The sequence below is a fragment of the Mucilaginibacter sp. 5C4 genome (genome assembly GCF_034345625.1).
GTDB lineage: Bacteria > Bacteroidota > Bacteroidia > Sphingobacteriales > Sphingobacteriaceae > Mucilaginibacter > Mucilaginibacter aurantiaciroseus.
Genome location: NZ_CP133775.1, coordinates 1,801,541 through 1,820,403, shown reverse-complemented (window position 1 = coordinate 1,820,403; position 18,863 = coordinate 1,801,541). Strand labels below are relative to the sequence as shown.

16 protein-coding genes and 1 tRNA gene are annotated in these 18,863 nt (G+C 43.4%); 10 read left to right on the top strand and 7 right to left on the bottom strand.

Features of this window, described 5'->3' with window-relative positions; genetic code table 11:
- Nucleotides 1–35: 35 nt before the first annotated feature.
- Nucleotides 36–1,109: a hypothetical protein gene (locus tag RHM67_RS08555; protein ID WP_322231710.1), complete on the top strand. Its 1,074-nt coding sequence runs from the start codon at nucleotides 36–38 to the stop codon at nucleotides 1,107–1,109.
- Between the two features lie 96 nt (nucleotides 1,110–1,205).
- Here RHM67_RS08555 and istB read toward each other — a convergent pair whose 3' ends face one another.
- On the bottom strand, nucleotides 1,206–1,958 hold the full coding sequence (gene istB / locus RHM67_RS08550; protein WP_183568824.1) for an IS21-like element helper ATPase IstB: 753 nt from the start codon (nucleotides 1,956–1,958) through the stop codon (nucleotides 1,206–1,208).
- Between the two features lie 19 nt (nucleotides 1,959–1,977).
- Complete coding sequence (gene istA / locus RHM67_RS08545) at nucleotides 1,978–3,507, bottom strand: IS21 family transposase (protein WP_322231709.1); 1,530 nt, start codon at nucleotides 3,505–3,507, stop codon at nucleotides 1,978–1,980.
- Nucleotides 3,508–3,758: 251 nt separating this feature from the next.
- Between istA and RHM67_RS08540 the strand changes: the two genes are divergently transcribed.
- Nucleotides 3,759–4,127 carry a hypothetical protein gene (locus RHM67_RS08540; RefSeq protein ID WP_322231708.1) on the top strand — a complete coding sequence of 123 codons (369 nt, stop codon included), beginning with the start codon at nucleotides 3,759–3,761 and terminating at the stop codon, nucleotides 4,125–4,127.
- A gap of 135 nt (nucleotides 4,128–4,262) precedes the next feature.
- On the opposite strand, the gene RHM67_RS08535 is transcribed toward RHM67_RS08540, so the two are convergent.
- The 3 genes from RHM67_RS08535 to RHM67_RS08525 form a co-directional block, all read right to left on the bottom strand.
- Nucleotides 4,263–6,815 (bottom strand): UvrD-helicase domain-containing protein, encoded by a 2,553-nt coding sequence (locus RHM67_RS08535; protein ID WP_322231707.1) that lies wholly within the window; start codon nucleotides 6,813–6,815, stop codon nucleotides 4,263–4,265.
- 297 nt (nucleotides 6,816–7,112) lie between these two features.
- A complete protein-coding gene (locus RHM67_RS08530; RefSeq protein WP_322231706.1) occupies nucleotides 7,113–8,339 on the bottom strand; it encodes a site-specific integrase in 1,227 nt (408 codons plus the stop codon).
- Nucleotides 8,340–8,621: 282 nt separating this feature from the next.
- Nucleotides 8,622–8,695, bottom strand: a tRNA-Ile gene (locus tag RHM67_RS08525).
- Nucleotides 8,696–8,760: 65 nt separating this feature from the next.
- Between RHM67_RS08525 and RHM67_RS08520 the strand changes: the two genes are divergently transcribed.
- Nucleotides 8,761–9,420 carry an HAD family phosphatase gene (locus RHM67_RS08520; protein WP_322231705.1) on the top strand — a complete coding sequence of 220 codons (660 nt, stop codon included), beginning with the start codon at nucleotides 8,761–8,763 and terminating at the stop codon, nucleotides 9,418–9,420.
- Between the two features lie 90 nt (nucleotides 9,421–9,510).
- On the opposite strand, the gene RHM67_RS08515 is transcribed toward RHM67_RS08520, so the two are convergent.
- Entirely contained in the window at nucleotides 9,511–10,689 is a 1,179-nt protein-coding gene (locus RHM67_RS08515; RefSeq protein ID WP_322231704.1) for a proline dehydrogenase family protein, read from the bottom strand.
- Between the two features lie 168 nt (nucleotides 10,690–10,857).
- On the opposite strand from RHM67_RS08515, the gene RHM67_RS08510 reads away from it, so the two are divergent.
- From RHM67_RS08510 to RHM67_RS08500, 3 genes are read left to right on the top strand one after another with little or no spacing between them, the layout of a single operon-like run.
- Nucleotides 10,858–11,064: an RNA-binding S4 domain-containing protein gene (locus tag RHM67_RS08510; protein ID WP_322231703.1), complete on the top strand. Its 207-nt coding sequence runs from the start codon at nucleotides 10,858–10,860 to the stop codon at nucleotides 11,062–11,064.
- Nucleotides 11,064–12,122, top strand: coding sequence for a 3-dehydroquinate synthase (aroB, locus tag RHM67_RS08505; protein WP_322231702.1), 1,059 nt, complete (start codon nucleotides 11,064–11,066; stop codon nucleotides 12,120–12,122). Before RHM67_RS08510 ends, aroB begins: the two co-directional genes overlap by 1 nt.
- Entirely contained in the window at nucleotides 12,123–13,085 is a 963-nt protein-coding gene (locus RHM67_RS08500; RefSeq protein WP_322231701.1) for a sterol desaturase family protein, read from the top strand.
- A gap of 21 nt (nucleotides 13,086–13,106) precedes the next feature.
- Here RHM67_RS08500 and RHM67_RS08495 read toward each other — a convergent pair whose 3' ends face one another.
- Nucleotides 13,107–13,664 carry a hypothetical protein gene (locus RHM67_RS08495; protein ID WP_322231700.1) on the bottom strand — a complete coding sequence of 186 codons (558 nt, stop codon included), beginning with the start codon at nucleotides 13,662–13,664 and terminating at the stop codon, nucleotides 13,107–13,109.
- Between the two features lie 364 nt (nucleotides 13,665–14,028).
- On the opposite strand from RHM67_RS08495, the gene RHM67_RS08490 reads away from it, so the two are divergent.
- From RHM67_RS08490 to aroC, 4 genes are all read left to right on the top strand, one after another.
- The gene (locus RHM67_RS08490; protein ID WP_322231699.1) at nucleotides 14,029–14,946 is read left to right on the top strand and encodes a prephenate dehydratase; all 918 of its coding nucleotides are present in this window, start codon (nucleotides 14,029–14,031) and stop codon (nucleotides 14,944–14,946) included.
- Between the two features lie 174 nt (nucleotides 14,947–15,120).
- On the top strand, nucleotides 15,121–16,251 hold the full coding sequence (locus RHM67_RS08485) for a chorismate mutase (RefSeq protein WP_322231698.1): 1,131 nt from the start codon (nucleotides 15,121–15,123) through the stop codon (nucleotides 16,249–16,251).
- 99 nt (nucleotides 16,252–16,350) lie between these two features.
- Nucleotides 16,351–17,667, top strand: a complete 1,317-nt coding sequence (gene aroA, locus RHM67_RS08480) for a 3-phosphoshikimate 1-carboxyvinyltransferase (RefSeq protein WP_322231697.1) — start codon at nucleotides 16,351–16,353, stop codon at nucleotides 17,665–17,667.
- Between the two features lie 73 nt (nucleotides 17,668–17,740).
- The gene (aroC, locus tag RHM67_RS08475) at nucleotides 17,741–18,832 is read left to right on the top strand and encodes a chorismate synthase (RefSeq protein ID WP_322231696.1); all 1,092 of its coding nucleotides are present in this window, start codon (nucleotides 17,741–17,743) and stop codon (nucleotides 18,830–18,832) included.
- The last annotated feature ends 31 nt before the right edge of the window (nucleotides 18,833–18,863 follow it).

The window sequence follows — 18,863 nt, the reverse complement described above, 5'->3', positions numbered from 1 at the left end:
GCCCTTGTATGTTAGGATATTATAAATAGTGTGGTGTGACAGATATTGAAGACATTATATACAATGAAAAGGCAATGCTATCCGGTGTGTTGGCAGCATTGATTGTAAAAAACGATGGCGTGTCTATCGAGGCAGCTCGTAAAAGAATTGAAAGAGCACAAAGCCCGATTCACAAAGTCAGAGGCTTATTTGTAGATAATCAATCTTTCATATACCACTCCGACTATTTCGGTTCGGAAGAATACTTTGAAAAACTTAACGATGTTTTTGAAATTGCTGGTAAAAGATGTGCTGCAATAATCAACGCAATAAAGTATCATCACGGCTTAATTTCCAAAACAGACCTGGCGAACTATTCCTTCAGCCCAATTAAGAATATCAAAGGTCATGTTACCTTTTCGACGTTAATTAGCAAACTTAAAAATATAGATGTACTAAGAGATTATGATGATAACCACTACGAGTTACACCCATACTTATACGATTATAAAAGTCAAAATCTTCAACATTATAAGGCAATCCAGTTTACACAGAATCTAGTTATAAATCAATTTTCGCAATGGAGTCGAAATACCGGATTAGTTTCATTTAATACAGGTACTTTAAATTCTGAAGTTGGTGGATTCCAATTTGGCTTTACGTCCCCCTCTTATATCAATGGATTTGTACAATACAAGGATGGGCATCCAAAACCGGGTTTCTTAGCCGCCGATGTGGTAATTGGGAATTCTACCAAAAGCCAGGATGTTACGTTCTTTATAAATAAAATAGAGGCTATAAAAGGTTCAAATAAAACTATTCGCGTTTTTCCTGTAATTTTAATAGACGGGGTCGAGCCCACTGCATTGAATCAGTTGAAGCAAGCGGGTGTAATGATTGGGACTATAAGAGAACTATTTGGCGAGGATTATAACGAGCTATTAAAAACGTTGATTAACACAATTACAAATGCGGGAACTGTTTTAAAGAAAGATCCTGAGAGCTATATTAAACTAATGGAACAGCTTACAAAGCTGGTCGACGGAAAGACAAATAATTTAAGAGGAGATCTTTTTGAATTAGCCGTTGGTTACTATTATGGGCAATACTTGATATTCCGGGGATGTTGACCACCCAATTCCGGCGGAATGTGACCAGGCAATTAGCTGGCGAACGATAGCAGCGAGAGCTGTAAAAGCGTTTTCAAAGTTAGTTATTAAAAGTGGTTATTGATAACTGACTTCTTTATCATCAGTTCTTCGTTTTTTTCTCATCGATTCACCTTTCAGCTCGATACGATGGGCACTGTGTACGATCCGGTCCAGGATAGCATCAGCAATTGTTTTTTCACCTATTACATCATACCATTTGCTAACCGGCAATTGAGAGGTAATGATCAGTGAGGTTTTACCATGCCGGTCTTCAATGATCTCCATCAGTGCAGCCCTGCTTTGCGCATCAAAAGGCTGGATACCGAAGTCATCCAATATCAGTAATTGTTGCCGCTCGATCTTGGCTACCTCTTTGAGATATGAACCATCAGCTTTAGCCATTTTGAGTTTAGAGAACAGCTTGGGCGTACTGGCATAAAAGACCCTGTAGCCGAGTGTGCAGGCCTGGTAACCAATAGCAGAGGCGATATAGCTTTTACCGATACCTGTGCTGCCTGTGATCAGCAGGTTCTCATTGCGCTCGATGAATGTACAGTCCGCCAGGCGCATGATCTGGTTACGGTCGATACTTCGGTCGGCATGATAGTGAACGTCCTCTACCGAGGCTTTATAGCGGAACTTTGCATAATAGATCTGCCGTTCGATACGCCTGTTATGCCGGTCATCCCACTCTGCGTCCACCAGGTGTGCCAGTAACTCATCTGCTGTATAATCCTCTGTTTTACCTGTTTCCAGGGTGCTTTGAAAAGCATGGTACATGCCGAAGAACTTGAGCTTCCGCATTTTGTCTAACGTGTTTGTGTTCATTTCATTGGTTGTTTAAAAGTTATTTGTAATAGTCTTCTCCTCTGATATTATCATGGCTGGGCATAGGTAGCTCATCAGCGAATATGCTTTCTTCATACTGATCCATTTTCTTTTCCAGGATCATGTGAATGGTCTTGTAGTTATAAACGCCATAGTGCAGGCCCCGCCTGCATGCCAGGATCAGGCGTTCGTTACCTACTTTGCGGGAGAAGCCAAGGATACCCAGGCAGGACTTATAAGCTTGCTCCGGGTGTTGTTTGCGGTCGAATATATTATGGATGTAAAGCCTGACATCCTCATGGATGGAAGAGGCCCAGCCCAGGAACTTGTCCTGTGACCAGTCAGCAACGAACTGGTGCGTAGAAGCCAGATGGTCTTTTTCGGTCGTATAAAGGTATAGTCCTCTTGTACGTTTATGCATGGCGATACGCTCATAATGATAAAAGGCCTCTACAGAAGAACTGGAATAAAGTAGTTTGATCTTCCTGCCGATAAACCGGTAAGGAACACTATAATAATGCTTATCAGGCCCAAGGCATACATACCCGTTCTTCATCACGGTGGCATGGAACTGCTTTTTAAGCTCATAACGCAACACTGGTAATGGCATAAGCGCTTCGCGCTCTATCTCATCAAACTGTTGCCTGCGGCTGTAGTTCCGGCCCTGTAAGAACCTGTTGTTGTGTTCTTCGAGCACTTGCCTGATCGCCTCATTCAATTCCTTTAACGAGTGGTAGATCCCTTTCCTTAAAGGAGCATAGATCCGGGTATACATGATCTTAACCGCTCCTTCGACCAGGGCTTTATCACGAGGGCGGAACGCCCGAGCTGGTAGAATGGTAGTGCCATAATGATCAGCGAAGTCAGCGAATGATTCATTAAGGGTTGGTTCATAGCGACTGCTTTTGGTCACCGCTGCTTTCAGGTTATCAGGTACGATCGCATCAGGCACGCCACCGATATAATGCAGGGTATTCTCACAGGCCGTAATAAAGTCTTCCTTTTGCTGGCTGCCCACCGCTTCCACATAAGTAAGCTGGCTGGCCCCAAGGATAGCTACAAATACCTCAACGGTAATGATCTCGCCGGTATCCTTATCGGTAATGCTGAGCTTTTGCCCTGCAAAGTCCACATACAACTTATCGCCGGCTTTGTGATCCATGTGCATGGTCGGGTTGACCCGGTTCTTCCACTGGTTATAATAGAAGCAGAACTGGCTGTACTGGTAGCCGTCAGGGAACTCTCTATAATATTCCGCCCATAAGATATGGCGGTTTACGCCGGTGCGTTTGAGCTCTTTGTCAACATGTGGAAAGCACCGCAGCATGGACTGCATACGGCTTGTAGGAGGCATCTCCCTGCTTTTTCCGAAGAAGTCCTCCAGTTCCTTATCGTTCAGCGCATCTACCTCCTCGAACGTAAAGCCACTATCTTTAAACGAGGCCAGGTACTTTTTTACAGTATTCCGGGATGCATCCGCCTGGGCAGCTATCGACATGATACTGCGCCCATTGCTGTACATCCTTAAAATCTTTCTAATCTTACTCATACTAATCGTAGTGTTGGCCATGCTTTTGGAGGTTATGTTAAACCTCGTAAAGATGGGTGCTTCTACAGCATTAGCTGCTCGTTCGGGGTGGTCAATTTGGCCCGGAATGCCTGGTCAGTTTGGCCCGGAATGGGGTGGTCAATTTGACGCGGAATCACTGGTCACATTCCGCCGGAATTGGGTGGTCAATATCAGCGGTATATCCACAATACTGCAAATACCTCGAAATTGGCAAAAAGGTTATGCCTGGCTTGGGCGAAATAAAACGAGACATTGATGTTTTTGCGCTTTTTGAAGAGGAGGCAAAAGCGGTAGAATGTAAAGGGTATAATTATCCGATTGACCAAGAATACATAAAGCGTTATCTTACAGAAATTATTCCAGCTACGAGAAAATGGATGTTAGACAAGTTCCCTGAAAAAAAACACTCTTTTGAAATATGGAGTACAGGTGGATTTACAAAAGAAGCATTATCAGAACTCCAAGCTGCGAAAGATAAAACGAAGAAATATCAAATTGATTTTTTGGACAAGGAGGGGATTTTAAGTAAAGCTAAAAACTTAAAAACTAACAAGTTTTATGAAGTTCTAAAGGATTATTATTTTAAAGACATAGCTTAATCGCTAATCCATTAACGAAACTCCAAAATTTTGTATTTTTAATTGAGTATCTGTGGAAACCTTTTCTAAATTACGCCCGATTTAGAAATGCAATAAAACACGAACTTCATATTTAACGGTGAAGCAATAACGATATTATTGGATTAACGTAACTGGAGAGACCGTGGGTACAGCAATCCTGCCGTTACAGCGGGGATAATGTACACATCCGTAAAAGTCGCTGTAAGGGCCTTTTCGTTTTATGAGTATCCCTTGGCATTCCGGACATTTTTTTGCAGGAAACTCTCGTGAGTAACCTGTCGCCGCCTGTAGTTCTAACAGGAATTTGCTTGGCTGGCTTTCGTCATAAATCAAATAGTTTTTATACCGGGCACGCGTTATCGCTACATAGAATACCCGACGTTCTTCTGCATTTTCAAAACTATCACCTTCATGAAGCAAGTAGCTTAGCATTGGGTCATCTGCCATCTCCGACGGAAATCCTAGTATCCCAGAATCGACATCCAAAAGAACTGCATAATCACAAGTCATACCCTTGACGCCATGCGCCGTAAAATAGTTAATGCTAAGCTTTGGAAATAAGCTGCGTAATCCTGTGAAATCTTTTGGCGAATTGAACTTATACCGGCCAATAAGAAAAACGGTCGCGTTCGGTTGCTGCAAACTTATCTTGGACAATACTTCGGTCAAATAGTGCGACTTTACTTTCATAAGTTGTTCGCGGCCTCCACTCAATTGCGGAGTTCTGATAAATTCAAAACTAAAATGCCCCTCGGGAGCTGGCTGGTGGGATGTCAGTTGTTTTTTTATCTGTGACGGGTTTTTTTGCACAAAGTCGCTGCTCGCGTGAAGGATCTGTTCGTTAAAGCGATACGTTTTTAAAATGGCAGTCTGACTGGTATAGCCGAAATGTTGTTCGAATTGAGTTATAATCGATATATCGCTACCTGCAAAGCGAAAGATCGATTGCCAATCATCGCCAACCGCGTAAAGTTTTACGCCAGGATTTTGTTGACGGATTGCTTTCAGCAATTGATAGCGCCCGAGCGACATATCCTGAAACTCATCAACCATAATATATTTATAAGGCTTTTTGAATTTGCCATTTCTGAAATGCTCTGCCGAGTGATTTATCATATCATTGTAGTCAACCGCAGGTATCTTCTTCAAGTGGCTGTCATACGCTCTGAATAGAGGCTTAAAAACATCCAGGAACACCTTGAACCGTTTATCCCCTTTAGCCGGTATCAGTTCAGACGGTGTTCTGCCATTCGATTTCATTAAGCCCAAGAAAGTGTAAATAAGTTGCATGCAGTCCTTATAGTCCTCGGATTTCTTAATTAGTTCAAGTATTTCATCGGGACTTCGCTCACTCATTGTAACCCCTTCGCTAATAAGTTTTTCTTTCAGGTTTGTAATGAGCCTGCCTTCACGATTTTCAAAAGAATAAGTTTTAATTAAACGTGTTTGATATTTATCGTGGATTCTCTCTTTCCAAGCCATTCCGGCATGATAGTATTCCCGAGCAGTTTTATAGGGCGGTCGGGTGTTAAACCACTTAGGGACATCGCCGTTTCGGTCAATTCCAAAATGTTCATGCCAGATTTGATAATCGGTTAAATAAAAGTCGGGCTGATAAACTCCGTATTCTGCGTTCCGGTCTTCCTCATTAAGCGGAAAATGACGTTGATATTCGTATTCGACGTTAAAAAGACAAAAGAAATTGCCAATTTCCACTTCTTCCTTACTGTTTACTTTTATACCGTCAAGGGTTATATTTTTGAAGCTTTGCTCATAGGTGAGATAGTCGTTTTTTGATTCAAATTCAAATTCGGTTCTTGGATGACGGTTAAAGAAAGCCAGGTAATTGATAGCTTTACGCTGAAAATCAGTGTCGCCAATAAACAGCTCATCGAACTGCTGTTGGATGAATGCCTTGGCCTCTTCATCATTACCATCAAAAGCTAGCAGAATTTCGCGCGCCGAGCAACTGCGGCTCACCAGAAAACCAAAGCTATTGAAAGTGCGAACCTCCAAACCTTCGGCTTCCGGAATATGCTGGCAAAATCGCGTGCACCGGTCATACATTTCTCGTACGGCATTTTTAGTAAAAGAAATGATCAGTAATTCTTCAGGGCGCGCTATTTTTTTTTCAAGTAGGTAAGCTACTTTACCAGAGATGGTTGTAGTTTTTCCCGTACCTGCACCAGCGATAACTAAATTGTTATCTTCATCGCGAATGATCGCTTCTATCTGATCATCGGATAAAGGATATTTTTCAAGATTTGCGAAAAAATCTGCGAACTTTTCCGCTTCCACTTGAACAAACTGATTGTTATAATCTTGTCGAATGGTGGTAGACCGATCAAAGTAATCACAAAAACGTCTTAGAGCCTCCACAATATCAATTGTCAGACCTATTCGGTCAAACTCTCTAATAATGACTTTGCGGGTATCCCGGTAAGTGTTTAAAAATAACTGTTCATCTATGTTTGCGAAATATCTCTCGAAATTGGTTTGCTGTTCAAAATGCGAATTAGCTTTCCTGACATGATCAATTATAGCAAGCAAGTGTTGTTTGAATAGCTTTTTTCGCTGCCAATCCTGAATTATATACCAAATTCCAATTATAGAAATTGTGAGTAAGAAAAACCGAATAATTTGAATAAAGACTTTTCGATTAGACATCGTTATAAAAGGAAAAAGGAATTATCTAAATGATTCAAAATTAATAATTAGTGTCTTAGATAAAAAGCATTGTATGATAGTGGTTCAATTTGTTGATGTTTATCATTTACTCGTGTACTTCAAAATTAAAGCAAGTCTTACTGAAGGAGATAATAATATTGGTTTTATAAATATTAACTGCAAATAAGCGTTAATGAAAATAGTATCTTGGTACAAATATGCAACAAGATACTTGTAAAAAATTATTACGGAATAGGACATCATGTCGAAGTGGGCAATACAATGTAATCGTATAATTTATTTTTCTGCCAATCGGTGTTTCAGATTTTGCATATCCTCCTTCAATTTCCTTTCCACCACTTTCGCATAAATCTGCGTGGTCGTAATTTTTGTATGCCCTAACATTTTACTTACTGTTTCAATGGGTACTCCATTTGATAGCGCAATGGTAGTAGCAAAAGTATGCCTGGCAATATGGAAGGTTACGTTTTTTGTAATGCCTGACAGATCAGCAATCTCTTTCAAATAGCTATTAACTTTTTGATTTGAAACGGTTGGAAATACTTTGCCGTCTGCTAAAGCACGTTCATTGGCTTTATACTTATCAATAATATTTAAAGCACTGGGTAATAATGGCACATTCACCGGAATCAGGGTTTTCTCCCGGCAGGTCCTAATCCAACGGTCACCATCTGTACCGGCAATAATATTTTCAGGTGTCAGATTGATCATATCGACATAAGCTAAACCGGTATAACAGCTGAAAACGAACATATCCCTAACCATATCCAGGCGTTCAATAGGTAGCTTTTTGTTTTCAATCGATTTAAGCTCGACTTCAGAAAGTTGCTCGCGATTTACCTTTTGCATTTTAAGTTTATAGGTGGCAAAAGGATCATTATCGACCCAGCGAAGGTTTTGCGCCAGATTAACCATTTTCTTTAATCTGATAATGTGCTTCATGATCCCGTTATTGGCAAGTGGCTTTTGATGGTCCTTTGGTTTATGGTTCCGCAGATAAACCTCAAAGTCCTTAACAAACTTGTAATTCAATTCTCTCAGGTATATATCGGTGACTTTATAATACTCTTCGAGGAATTTTACCAGATACCGCTGGGTCACATGGTAATGCTTAAGTGTACTCCATTTCAGGTCGTCGGTAGATGATTCGTTATGATAAGTAAAAAGCTTGCTTAACGTGAAACCTTCATCAGCTTCGCCAAGGTAAGAATTTTTGACGGCGGTCGCAGACGGTAATCGTCCTTTGAGCATTAATTCCTTATAGCAATTGCCAAGGGCCAGTTTAACTTCATCTAGATAGTTATTCAGCAACTTTACTTGTTCACGGTTTCCTTTGGGTATCCCTTTTTCAGTATCCCAGTTATTGAGGTCAATACTTTGCTTTAACCCGATCAGGCATTTTTCTTTATTTACGGTTACGCTGACATAAAGCGGCGCTTTTCCATTTTTGGCTAAATACGCCCTTAAGACAAAGTGAATTCGAAACGATTGTGCAGTTTTCATAAAATATAATTTTAATTTGATCCATTGTTGGTTATGGCCGCGCTGTATTGCGATGGCTATAATTTGCAATCATTCAGCTTTCAAAGATTTTTATTCCTTGTAAAATGCTGTTAATTAGCACATAAGATCAAAACTGAGCACTAAGTTAAATACTTAAAACAGGTGCTCAGTTAAGTGCACAGAAGTTTGGCTTTCTTAAGGGTTGTTGAGGGTATAATAAATGAAAAAACCCCTTAAATAAGCTATTTAAGGGGTTTTAAGACCCATTCAAAGGGTAAGTTGTGCGCCCACCTGGGCTCGAACCAGGGACCAAAAGATTATGAGTCTTCTACTCTAACCAACTGAGCTATAGGCGCAGAAAATATTTACTATTTTCGAGGCCGCAATATTACGTATTTGAATGCAATTACAAAAGCCAAAAATGAAAAATATTAAAAACATTATATTCGATTACGGCAACGTTATCTTCACTATCGATTTCCGCAAGGCGCAGCAGGCCTTTAAGCAGTTGGGTATCAGCAACCCCGACGAATTTTTCGGCCATCGCCAGCAGGATCAGATCTTTGACAAGTTTGACCGCGGCGAAGTTAGTGCGGATGAGTTTAGGGCCTACGTAAAGGAAAAGATTGGTAATCCCGCCATTACCGACCAGCAAATTACCGACGCCTGGAACAGTCTTTTACTGGGTATCGCCCCCGGCAATCACGATCTGTTGTTGAAGTTCAAGGCTAAATATCGAACGTTTTTGCTGAGCAATATCAACGACATTCATTATACTTATATCATGAACTATCTAAAAACCGATTTTGGTTTTGATGATAACGAACACCTGTTCGAGCGTACCTATTACTCGCACCTGGTGGGCAAACGCAAACCGCAGATCGATTTTTTTAAGCAGGTACTGGCCGAGAATAATTTAAAGCCGGAAGAAACTTTGTTTATTGATGATAGTCCGCAGCATTTAGAGGCCGCCAAAACCCTGGGCATCCAAACCTTTTTAATGACCGCGCCGGATACCTTAGCTGCATTTGCCAAGCGCGAACATTTAGTTTCTGTGGATACGGATGCGGTAAGATTATAAGGTATTAAGTATTAATATGACAGTCTGAACTTGTCGAAGACTTATCAGGATTGCAAATGGTTCGACAGGCTCACCATAACACACTTTTTATTACTTACTCCTTCTCTTCTTCTCTTTAACAATTAAACTTAACTCCCTGCTCATTTGCCCGGCAATGGCGGTATTCTCCTGCGCACGGCGGAACAGGTATGGCAAAACGGCTTTGATAGGGCCGTAAGGCACGTATTTGGCAACGTTATAATTCGCGTTGGCAAGGTTAAAGCTGAGGTTATCGCTCATGCCCAACAGCTGAGAGAAAAACACATGAGGGTTCTTGTGCTCAATTTGTTTCTCGTTCAGCAAGTCGGCAAGCAGGCGGCAGCTGTCTTCGTTATGGGTACCGGCAACAATAGCAATATTGGCAATATTATCGGCACAGTAAATAAGGGCGTCGTTATAGTCGCGGTCGGTAGCTTCTTTATTGAGTTGGATAGGCGACGGGTAACCTTTCTCTTCTGCACGTCTGCGTTCCTTTTCCATGTAGGCACCACGTACAATTTTGGCACCCATTATAAAACCCTCGGTTTCGGCAACGGCATGGTCATGCACCAGCGAAGCCAGTTTATCGTGGCGGTAAAGCTGATAGGTATTGTAAACAATAGCTTGTTCCTTATTAAAAAAGCGCATCATATTCAGCGCAAGGTTATCTATCGTTTTCTGGATCCAGCTTTCTTCGGCATCTATCATTACCGGTACACCCTCAGAATGGGCCATTTCGCAAATAGCCAATACCCTGTCCTGCACGGTTTGCCATTCAATCTGCTCGTCAACACTTAGTTTTAAGCCATCGTCCAGTTTCTCTAACAAGCGAAAACGGCCAACGCCGGTAATTTTAAATACCGTAAGCGGGATGCTTTTACTTTTTGATGCGGTGATGATGGTACGGATGATCTCGTCGCGGGTGTTATCGAACACCGATTCATCGTCCTCCCCCTCGATAGAATAATCGAGAATAGTACCTACGCCGCCATCAGCAAGGTTTTTAATGGTTTGGGTACACTCCGCAATGGTTTCGCCACCACAAAAATGTTTAAATATCGTCGCCTTGATCAGCCCTTTAATAGGCAAACCAATTTTAACCGCAAAGTTGGTTATCGGCGGCCCTATCTTCACTAAAAAATTTACGTTGATAACCTTAAACAGCCAGTAAGCGCGGTTAAGGTCGGTATTGGTAGAGTGGCGGAAAGCGATCTCGGTATTTTCGAAGGATAATTTATCGTTTGGAGTCATGTATTTTTCAAGTTCATTGTTAATAGTTCATCGCTCATAGCAGCTTCGTGTCGGGTGTAAAATCAAACACCATGAACCATCATCTATGAACTATCAACTCTTTAAAGTATTGTGCAAAATTATAAAATGATAACTCATTATCACACGAATAGTTTAATTTTGACGGCTATGATAGAATTTAAAGTTGAGGGCGACTATATCCCCATGATACAATTGCTAAAAGCGGCAGGTTTGGTGCAAACCGGCGGCGAAGCGCAGATAGTTGTTGAACACGGCGAAGTTATCTACAACGGCGAGGTAGACTACCGCAAACGCCTTAAAGTAAAACAGGGCGACCTGGTTGAATTTAGGGGCCAAAAGATCAAGATCACGTAATGAATAACATACAGAGCGACGGATACGTTGTATATTTTAAAGATAGCCTTACCGAACTGCGTAACTTTGTTGAGCTGGGAAATTACTCCAGGGCATTTATTCTTACCGACGAGCACACCACCGAATATTGCCTGCCCATAGTTAAAGAATACCTGGACGAACTGGATAACTTTGACCTGATAGAGGTTAACGCCGGCGAGGAAAGCAAAACCATTGATTTTTGCATAGGCATATGGAATACCCTGATCGATTTTGGTGCCGACCGCAAAGCGCTGATGATAAACCTTGGCGGCGGTGTAATTACCGATATGGGTGGCTTTGTGGCCTCTACCTACAAACGCGGGATAGATTTTGTACAGGTACCCACCACCCTGTTATCACAAGTTGATGCCTCTGTTGGTGGTAAAACCGGTGTGGATATGGATGCGGTTAAAAACATTATCGGTACGTTCACCCAGCCAAAAGCGGTGTTTATGCATGTTGGCTTTTTAGAAACCCTGCCCCCACGCCAGATCCTTTCCGGCTTGGCCGAAATGTTAAAGCACGGGCTGATCGTAGATGCCAAGTACTGGGATCAGTTAAAAGTTAGCGACCTAAGTTTACCATCTGATGAGTTAGTACACCGCTCGGTAGCGATCAAGAACGAAGTAGTTATAGAAGACCCGCAGGAAAAAGGCATCCGCAAAGCGCTAAACTTTGGGCATACCGTTGGGCATGCGGTGGAAACGTATTCGCTGATGAATGATAAAGATCCGCTGTCGCATGGCGAAGCAATTGCCATTGGGATGATCTGCGAAAGCTGGTTATCTAACAAAAAGATCGGTCTGCCGGATAGCGAATTATTGGAAATTACCGAAGTGCTTATTCACCTTTATCCGCGTTATAAAGTAAAGGAAGATACCTTCCCTACTTTGTTAGAACACATGCAAAAGGACAAAAAAAACCAAAACGGGCAAATAAATTGCACTTTGCTGAAACATATTGGCGAATACAGTATTGATAATATCTGCACAGAGGACGAACTTTGTGAAAGTTTAAGATATTACGCAACACTGTAGATGCCCCCTATAAATCCACGTTCCGAAGCTGTAATAATATTGGTGAGTTTGCTTGTGCTGCTCACCCTTGCCGAAATGTGGTTTAGCTACCGCGAAAACAGGCATTACTACGAAAAACGCGATACGCTTACCAATATTTATTTAACCACGCTTGCCTTTTTGCTAAACCTGGTAGTTACCGGCAGCACATTCCTGATCCTCAACTACACCTATCAATTCAGGCTTTTTGAGATCCACAACAGCTTTTTGTATTGGTTTGTGCTGGTTGTAATGCAGGATTTTTTGTACTGGGTGCTCCACTACACCGGGCACTATTGCCGCCTGTTTTGGGCGATGCACGTCACGCACCACTCTTCCGAGCATTTTAACTTTACAACGGGTTTCCGTTCCACAGTGTTCGAGCCGCTTTACCGCACCTTCTTTTACCTGCCATTGGCCCTGTTTAGCTTTAGCGCGATAGATATTTTATATGCTTACCTGGTAACCCAGCTTTATGGCAACATGGTACACACCCAATACCAGATACCGCTGCCAAAGTGGTACGCTGCTATATTTGTAACCCCGGCGCATCACCGCGTTCACCATGCATCAAATATCCCCTACCTTGATAAAAACATGGGTATGGTACTGATCCTTTGGGACAGGATGTTCGGCACCTTCCATGATGAAGATGCCCGCGAACCCGTTAAATACGGCCTTACCCACCAGCCCGGTAATACGGGCCCGGTAAACGTCCTCTTCCACGAATGGAAAGCCTTGCTGCATGATGTTAAGCGTGCGCCCGGTATCGGCAATAAATTCAAATACCTGTTTAACTCACCAGGCTGGAGCCACGATGATAGCACACAAACAGCAAGGGTGATGCAGAGGGAGTATAAAATTGCGCCTGTTGTGCGTCCACGCTTCAACACACAAAAGTGTAAGCGCCCACGCTTACACAATTTCCTATATATTTATCGATAATGAAACGCATCCTATCCTTCCTTAAAAAAGTCTGTATATATAACTCAGCTCATAAACTAAAAACACAATTACCAGCGTGGCGTGGAATTTTTTATTGCTGGTGTTCATGGCAACAATGCACAGCAACAGGTGCGAGATATTCCTTGCCGGGTATTCCCACCCGTAGTGTGCAGCATAATAAGCCTTACCTTTTATATAGGTATCTATAAAATCGAGTATAAAGCTTAGCCCAAGTGTGCCGAAGATCCATTTTTTGCGCGAATAGAAGTAATTATAATACCCCGTGTAATCTTCCATATTTTCCGGAAGGAGCAGCGAACACAGGAAGTAATAAACCGAGGTATAAATAAACAGGAAAAAGTATTCGGTGAAAGTCCAGTGGTCTATCAGCCGCAACTGCGATTCCCACCACCAAAAATGCATGATCAGTAACAATACATATAAGCACCAGGATAAATGCACCCAATAGGGCTTTGCCAGTTTAGGGTGTTGTACAAACTTAATGATGCCCTTAATTAAATGGGCAATGCTTAAGCCTAAAATAATACCCAGGATAGTTTTTATATGGTCAAATGTCATTGCTGAATTGATAAGTGTACGATATTGAGGTTTATAAATTTACTGTTTTATTTAGTCAGTATTAAAATTTACGGTAAAACAGACGCGGTAGTTTACGCGCCAAAATAAGTCGACCGCGTGTTTTACAGAATAAAATTCTGTTCGGTATATTTATTTTACAAAAAATAAAATTATCTATTGACAAAATGAATTTTACTTGTACATTTACAACATCAACAACAACATGAAATTACAAGCTACATATTTTTATGGTTTCTATTTTTACTTTAGCAGTAAGAACCGGGACTGATATGTACTAACAAAACATACAAAACTTTAAAAAGTCCCGGCCCTAAAAGCCGGGATTTTTTGCTTTATAACACTTATGAAAACCGAGAAACCAAGAGTTGCCATACAAGGGATCCGCGCCTCGTTCCACGAAGAGGCCGCATTCAAATATTTTGGGCAGGACATTGAAACCATTGAGTGCAACTCTTTTAAACAAACGTTTGAGGCTTTGCAAAATAAAGAAGCCGATTACGTAGTGATGGCCATAGAAAATAGCATAGCAGGCAGCATCCTGCCAAACTACTCGCTAATGATGGGCTACAGTTTCCCGGTTGTGGGCGAGGTTTATGTGCCGATACAACTGCACCTGATGGCTTTGCCCGGCGTACGGTTCGAGAATATCAAATACGTAACCTCCCACCCTATCGCCATTCGCCAGTGTATCGATTTTTTTGACGAGTACCCGCACCTTAAAATTGTGGAAAGCAACGATACCGCCGCTTGCGCCAAACGCATCCGCGACGAGCAGCTGACCGATACAGTCGCGATAGCAAACACTTTGGCCGCGCAGCTATACGGGTTGGATGTGTTAGAACGCCGTATAGAATCGAACAAACTTAACTTTACCCGTTTCCTGATCCTCACCACGCATGAAAATGCCAAGAAAAAGGGCACACCAAACAAAGCATCACTATGTTTCCAGGTAACTAACCAGGTTGGTGCATTGGCAAAGGTGCTCAACATCTTCGCGCAGGAAAGTGTTAACATGAGCAAAATTCAAAGCATGCCGGTTTTAGGCAAGCGTAACGAATACAACTTTTATGTAGACATAGAGTGGGACGAAAGCAAACAATATGATAACGCCATTCGCCAGATCTTAAAATATACGCACAACTTTAACATACTGGGCGAGTATCAGCGCTACGAGGAAGATACTACGCCAAAGCCATTAAAGGCCGAGCGACCAAGGCGATATATCAGCATAAAAAAACTAAATGAACAGAAGGATGAGTGAGAAGGAGTCGGAAAGTCCGGAAGAAAAAAATAAAAGTCGGGTGACCGAAAGTCGGGAAAGTCCGAAAGACAAAAAGAAACAGAAACACAATATTATAATAACAAATAAGTAAAATTTAAAAAGCATCTTCCGGACTTACGGACATACCGACTTCCGGACCAACAAAACAAGAACATGAAACACAATTTAAACATACAGCCCCTTAATACCTGGATCAATCAATCGGGTAAAGCACCTTTGGTAATTGCCGGCCCATGCAGCGCCGAAACCGAAGACCAGTTAGTAGCAACCGCGCATTTATTGGCAAAAACAGGTAAAGTAAGCGCCCTGCGTGCCGGTATCTGGAAACCACGTACCCGCCCCGGCGAGTTTGAAGGCATTGGCAGCATTGGTTTAGAGTGGTTAAAACGCGCTAAAGAAGAAACCGGCTTGCCAACCGCTGTTGAGGTTGCTACCGCTAAACACGTAGAAGAAGCCTTAAAAGCTGGTGTAGACATCCTTTGGGTTGGTGCACGTTCTACAGTTAACCCTTTCACCGTACAGGAAATTGCCGATGCTTTGCGCGGTGTTGATGTACCCGTAATGGTTAAAAACCCGGTTAATCCCGATCTTTCATTATGGGTTGGCGCGTTAGAGCGTATTAACAACGCGGGTATCACTAAATTGGCAGCTATTCACCGTGGTTTCTCATCTTACGAAAAATCAGCTTTCCGTAACGAACCGATGTGGGATATCGCGATAGCATTAAAAACATTGGCACCAAACCTGCCTATTATTAACGACCCAAGCCACATTACCGGTAACCGCGACCTGATCGGTTACATCTCTCAAAAAGCACTTGACCTTGATATGCAGGGCCTGATGATAGAGTCGCACATTGACCCTACCGTTGCCTGGACAGATGCTGCGCAACAGGTTACCCCTTCTGCTTTGGCCGACATTATCGAACACTTAGCTTTACGTAAACCGGAAGTTAAAGGCGCTGAACTGAACGACAAATTGACCGAACTGCGTAACCAGATCGATAAGATTGACGACCTGGTGATCCAGAAAATGGCCGAGCGTATGAAAATTGTGGAGAAGATAGGTAACTACAAAAAAGACAACAACATCACCATCTTACAGGTAAACCGTTGGGACGAGATCTTACACAAACGTACCGGTTACGCGAAAGCTTTACAGTTAAGCACCGAGTTTACCGAGAAATTGCTTGAGCTAATGCACAGCGAATCTATCCGTAAACAAACCGAGATCATGAACGCGGGCCAGGAAACTGCACCGGCAGAAAAATTAACACACGCATAGCCTCTCCCCAACCCCTCTCCGAAGGAGAGGGACTTTAAAAAAAATTATTTAAAAAAGTCTCCCCTACCGGGGGAGATTTAGAGGGGGCTTTATATTATTATGGCAAAACATAACATCATACTTACCAAACAAGGCAAAACGGTAAAAGGTACGGTACAGCTCACGGGTTCAAAAAGTGAGTGTAACCGCGCCTTAATTATCGGGGCGCTAAGCGAGGGTAAGGTTAAGGTCGAGAATATGTCGGATGCTGCGGATGCGGTGACACTTGCGGGAATTTTAAAGGAGAGTGAGGGTTCCGGAGCGGAGAGCGATAAAGGTTTATACGAACACCCGCACCTCGCCACCCACATCCCACACCTCATAAATATTGGCCCTGCGGGTACTGCTATGCGTTTTTTAACGGCATATCTGCCGTTGCAAGGCGAAGAGATAACCCTTACCGGTTCCGAGCGGATGCAACAGCGCCCAATCGGCATATTGGTAGATGCCATGCGTAAACTGGGTGCGGAGATCGATTACGTGAACAACGAGGGCTACCCGCCTATCAAAATTCACCGCGGGTTTCAGCAAAAAACAGATCGCATCAGCATTAAGGGTGATATCAGCAGTCAGTACATTACCGCGCTGTTGCTTATCGCGTCGAGCTTGCCGCAGGGTTTAAGTTTAGAGATCGAGGGCGAGTTAACCTCCCGCCCGTATGTAGAGATGACCTTAGCAATGCTAAAACAGGCGGGCATCCAGCATAGCTGGACCGATCATGTCATCAGCATCGAAAATCAGCCTTTTGCAGAAACAGCGCTTTTGGTTGAGCCGGATTGGAGCGCGGCCTCCTACTGGTACGCCATTGCTGCTTTAAGCGACGAGGCGGAACTTTTCCTGCCGGGATTAACATCATACAGTCTACAAGGCGATAGCGTCATCACCGAGCTTATGGCCAACTTTGGCATCACATCGGTATTCAAAGATGGCGGCGTGTACTTAACCAAAGAGCCCAAGCCGATCTTCCGTAAGATCTTTGATCTGAAAGAATGCCCGGACCTGGCGCAAACCGTTATTGTAGTATGCGCGGCACTTGGCCACGATGCAAGCTTTACCGGCCTCGAGACTTTAAAAATTAAAGAAACCGACCGCATTTTAGCCCTGCAAACCGAACTGGCAAAAATTGGCGTAAAGCTGACAGAAAAAGGGCAGGTTTATAAACTGGACACCAGCGAAAAACAAATCCCGCAGCGTATGTTTGTAAACACGTACGACGATCACCGCATGGCGATGGCTTTTGCACCGCTGGCAATCCTAATTCCCGAACTGGAAATTGAGGATGCCGACGTGGTAGAAAAATCATACCCGGCGTTCTGGAAGGATCTGGTAAAGGCGGGGTTTGACGTGGCCCAACCCTCCCCAAAGGGAGGGCTTTGAAGAAATAAAATATTGATAAACAATTTAAATAAAGTCTCTCCGCTAACCAGCGGAGGAGATTTAGAGGGGGCTTATGGCAGGTAATTCATTCGGTCAATTATTCAGAATCACAACATTTGGCGAATCGCATGGCGTAGCTATAGGCGTAATTATCGACGGCTGCCCCGCCGGGCTCGATGTAGACCTGGAGTACATACAGGGCGAACTGGATAAGCGCAAACCGGGCCAGTCTAAGATCACCACGCAACGTAAAGAGAGCGATGTGGTGCAGATCCTGTCGGGCACGTTCGAGGGTAAAACCACGGGTACCCCTATCGCCATGATCATCCCTAACGAAGATCAGCGATCTAAGGATTACGGCCACAATGTAGATATTTTCCGTCCATCACATGCCGATTATACTTATGCCACCAAATACGGCATCCGCGATCATCGTGGGGGTGGCCGTTCATCGGCACGCGAAACCGCCGCAAGGGTAGCTGCGGGCGCCTTAGCCAAGCTTTTATTGAAGACGCAGGGCATAGAGGTACTGGCGCACGTAAGCAGCGTAGGGGCCATTAACGCGCCAAATGTGTTTATTGAGAGCGCCGCAGAGTTTTTAGAGACCCGCGAACAAAACATCGTGCGTTGTGCCGACCCGGCCACTGCCGTGGAGATGATAGAATTTATCGACAGCATCCGCAAGGAAGGCGACACCGTTGGTGGCAAAGTTAGCTGCCATATCATTGGTGCACCCGTTGGCCTTGGCGACCCGGTGTTCGACAAGCTACACGCCGACTTGGGCAAAGCCATGCTGAGCATCAACGCCGTACACGGTTTTGAATTTGGTTCGGGTTTCAGCGGCAGCGAAATGCGCGGATCAGAACATAACGACATTTTTGTAAAGGATGCGCAAGGCAAGGTTGGTACCCGCACTAATTTCTCGGGAGGCATCCAGGGCGGCATCAGCAATGGTATGCCCATAGAGTTTAAGGTAGCCTTTAAGCCCGTTGCCACCATTATGCATAACCAGCAAACCATTGATGGTGAAGGCAACGCCGCCGAAATTACCGGCAAAGGCCGCCACGACCCTTGTGTGGTGCCTCGTGCAGTACCCATTGTAGAAGCCATGGCAGCATTGGTTTTAGCAGATCATTGGCTGAGGAACAGGGTTTCGAAGTTGTAGTGGTGTGCCAATTACCGGTCTAAGTTTTCAT

What these genes read in the sequence shown, in the direction of transcription:
- istB (WP_183568824.1), bottom strand. Translation starts at nt 1,958, where the DNA reads ATGAACACAAACACGTTAGACAAAATGCGGAAGCTCAAGTTCTTCGGC.
- istA (WP_322231709.1), bottom strand. Translation starts at nt 3,507, where the DNA reads ATGAGTAAGATTAGAAAGATTTTAAGGATGTACAGCAATGGGCGCAGT.
- RHM67_RS08535 (WP_322231707.1), bottom strand. Translation starts at nt 6,815, where the DNA reads ATGTCTAATCGAAAAGTCTTTATTCAAATTATTCGGTTTTTCTTACTC.
- RHM67_RS08530 (WP_322231706.1), bottom strand. Translation starts at nt 8,339, where the DNA reads ATGAAAACTGCACAATCGTTTCGAATTCACTTTGTCTTAAGGGCGTAT.
- RHM67_RS08520 (WP_322231705.1), top strand. Translation starts at nt 8,761, where the DNA reads ATGAAAAATATTAAAAACATTATATTCGATTACGGCAACGTTATCTTC.
- RHM67_RS08515 (WP_322231704.1), bottom strand. Translation starts at nt 10,689, where the DNA reads ATGACTCCAAACGATAAATTATCCTTCGAAAATACCGAGATCGCTTTC.
- RHM67_RS08510 (WP_322231703.1), top strand. Translation starts at nt 10,858, where the DNA reads ATGATAGAATTTAAAGTTGAGGGCGACTATATCCCCATGATACAATTG.
- aroB (WP_322231702.1), top strand. Translation starts at nt 11,064, where the DNA reads ATGAATAACATACAGAGCGACGGATACGTTGTATATTTTAAAGATAGC.
- RHM67_RS08500 (WP_322231701.1), top strand. Translation starts at nt 12,123, where the DNA reads ATGCCCCCTATAAATCCACGTTCCGAAGCTGTAATAATATTGGTGAGT.
- RHM67_RS08495 (WP_322231700.1), bottom strand. Translation starts at nt 13,664, where the DNA reads ATGACATTTGACCATATAAAAACTATCCTGGGTATTATTTTAGGCTTA.
- RHM67_RS08490 (WP_322231699.1), top strand. Translation starts at nt 14,029, where the DNA reads ATGAAAACCGAGAAACCAAGAGTTGCCATACAAGGGATCCGCGCCTCG.
- RHM67_RS08485 (WP_322231698.1), top strand. Translation starts at nt 15,121, where the DNA reads ATGAAACACAATTTAAACATACAGCCCCTTAATACCTGGATCAATCAA.
- aroA (WP_322231697.1), top strand. Translation starts at nt 16,351, where the DNA reads ATGGCAAAACATAACATCATACTTACCAAACAAGGCAAAACGGTAAAA.
- aroC (WP_322231696.1), top strand. Translation starts at nt 17,741, where the DNA reads ATGGCAGGTAATTCATTCGGTCAATTATTCAGAATCACAACATTTGGC.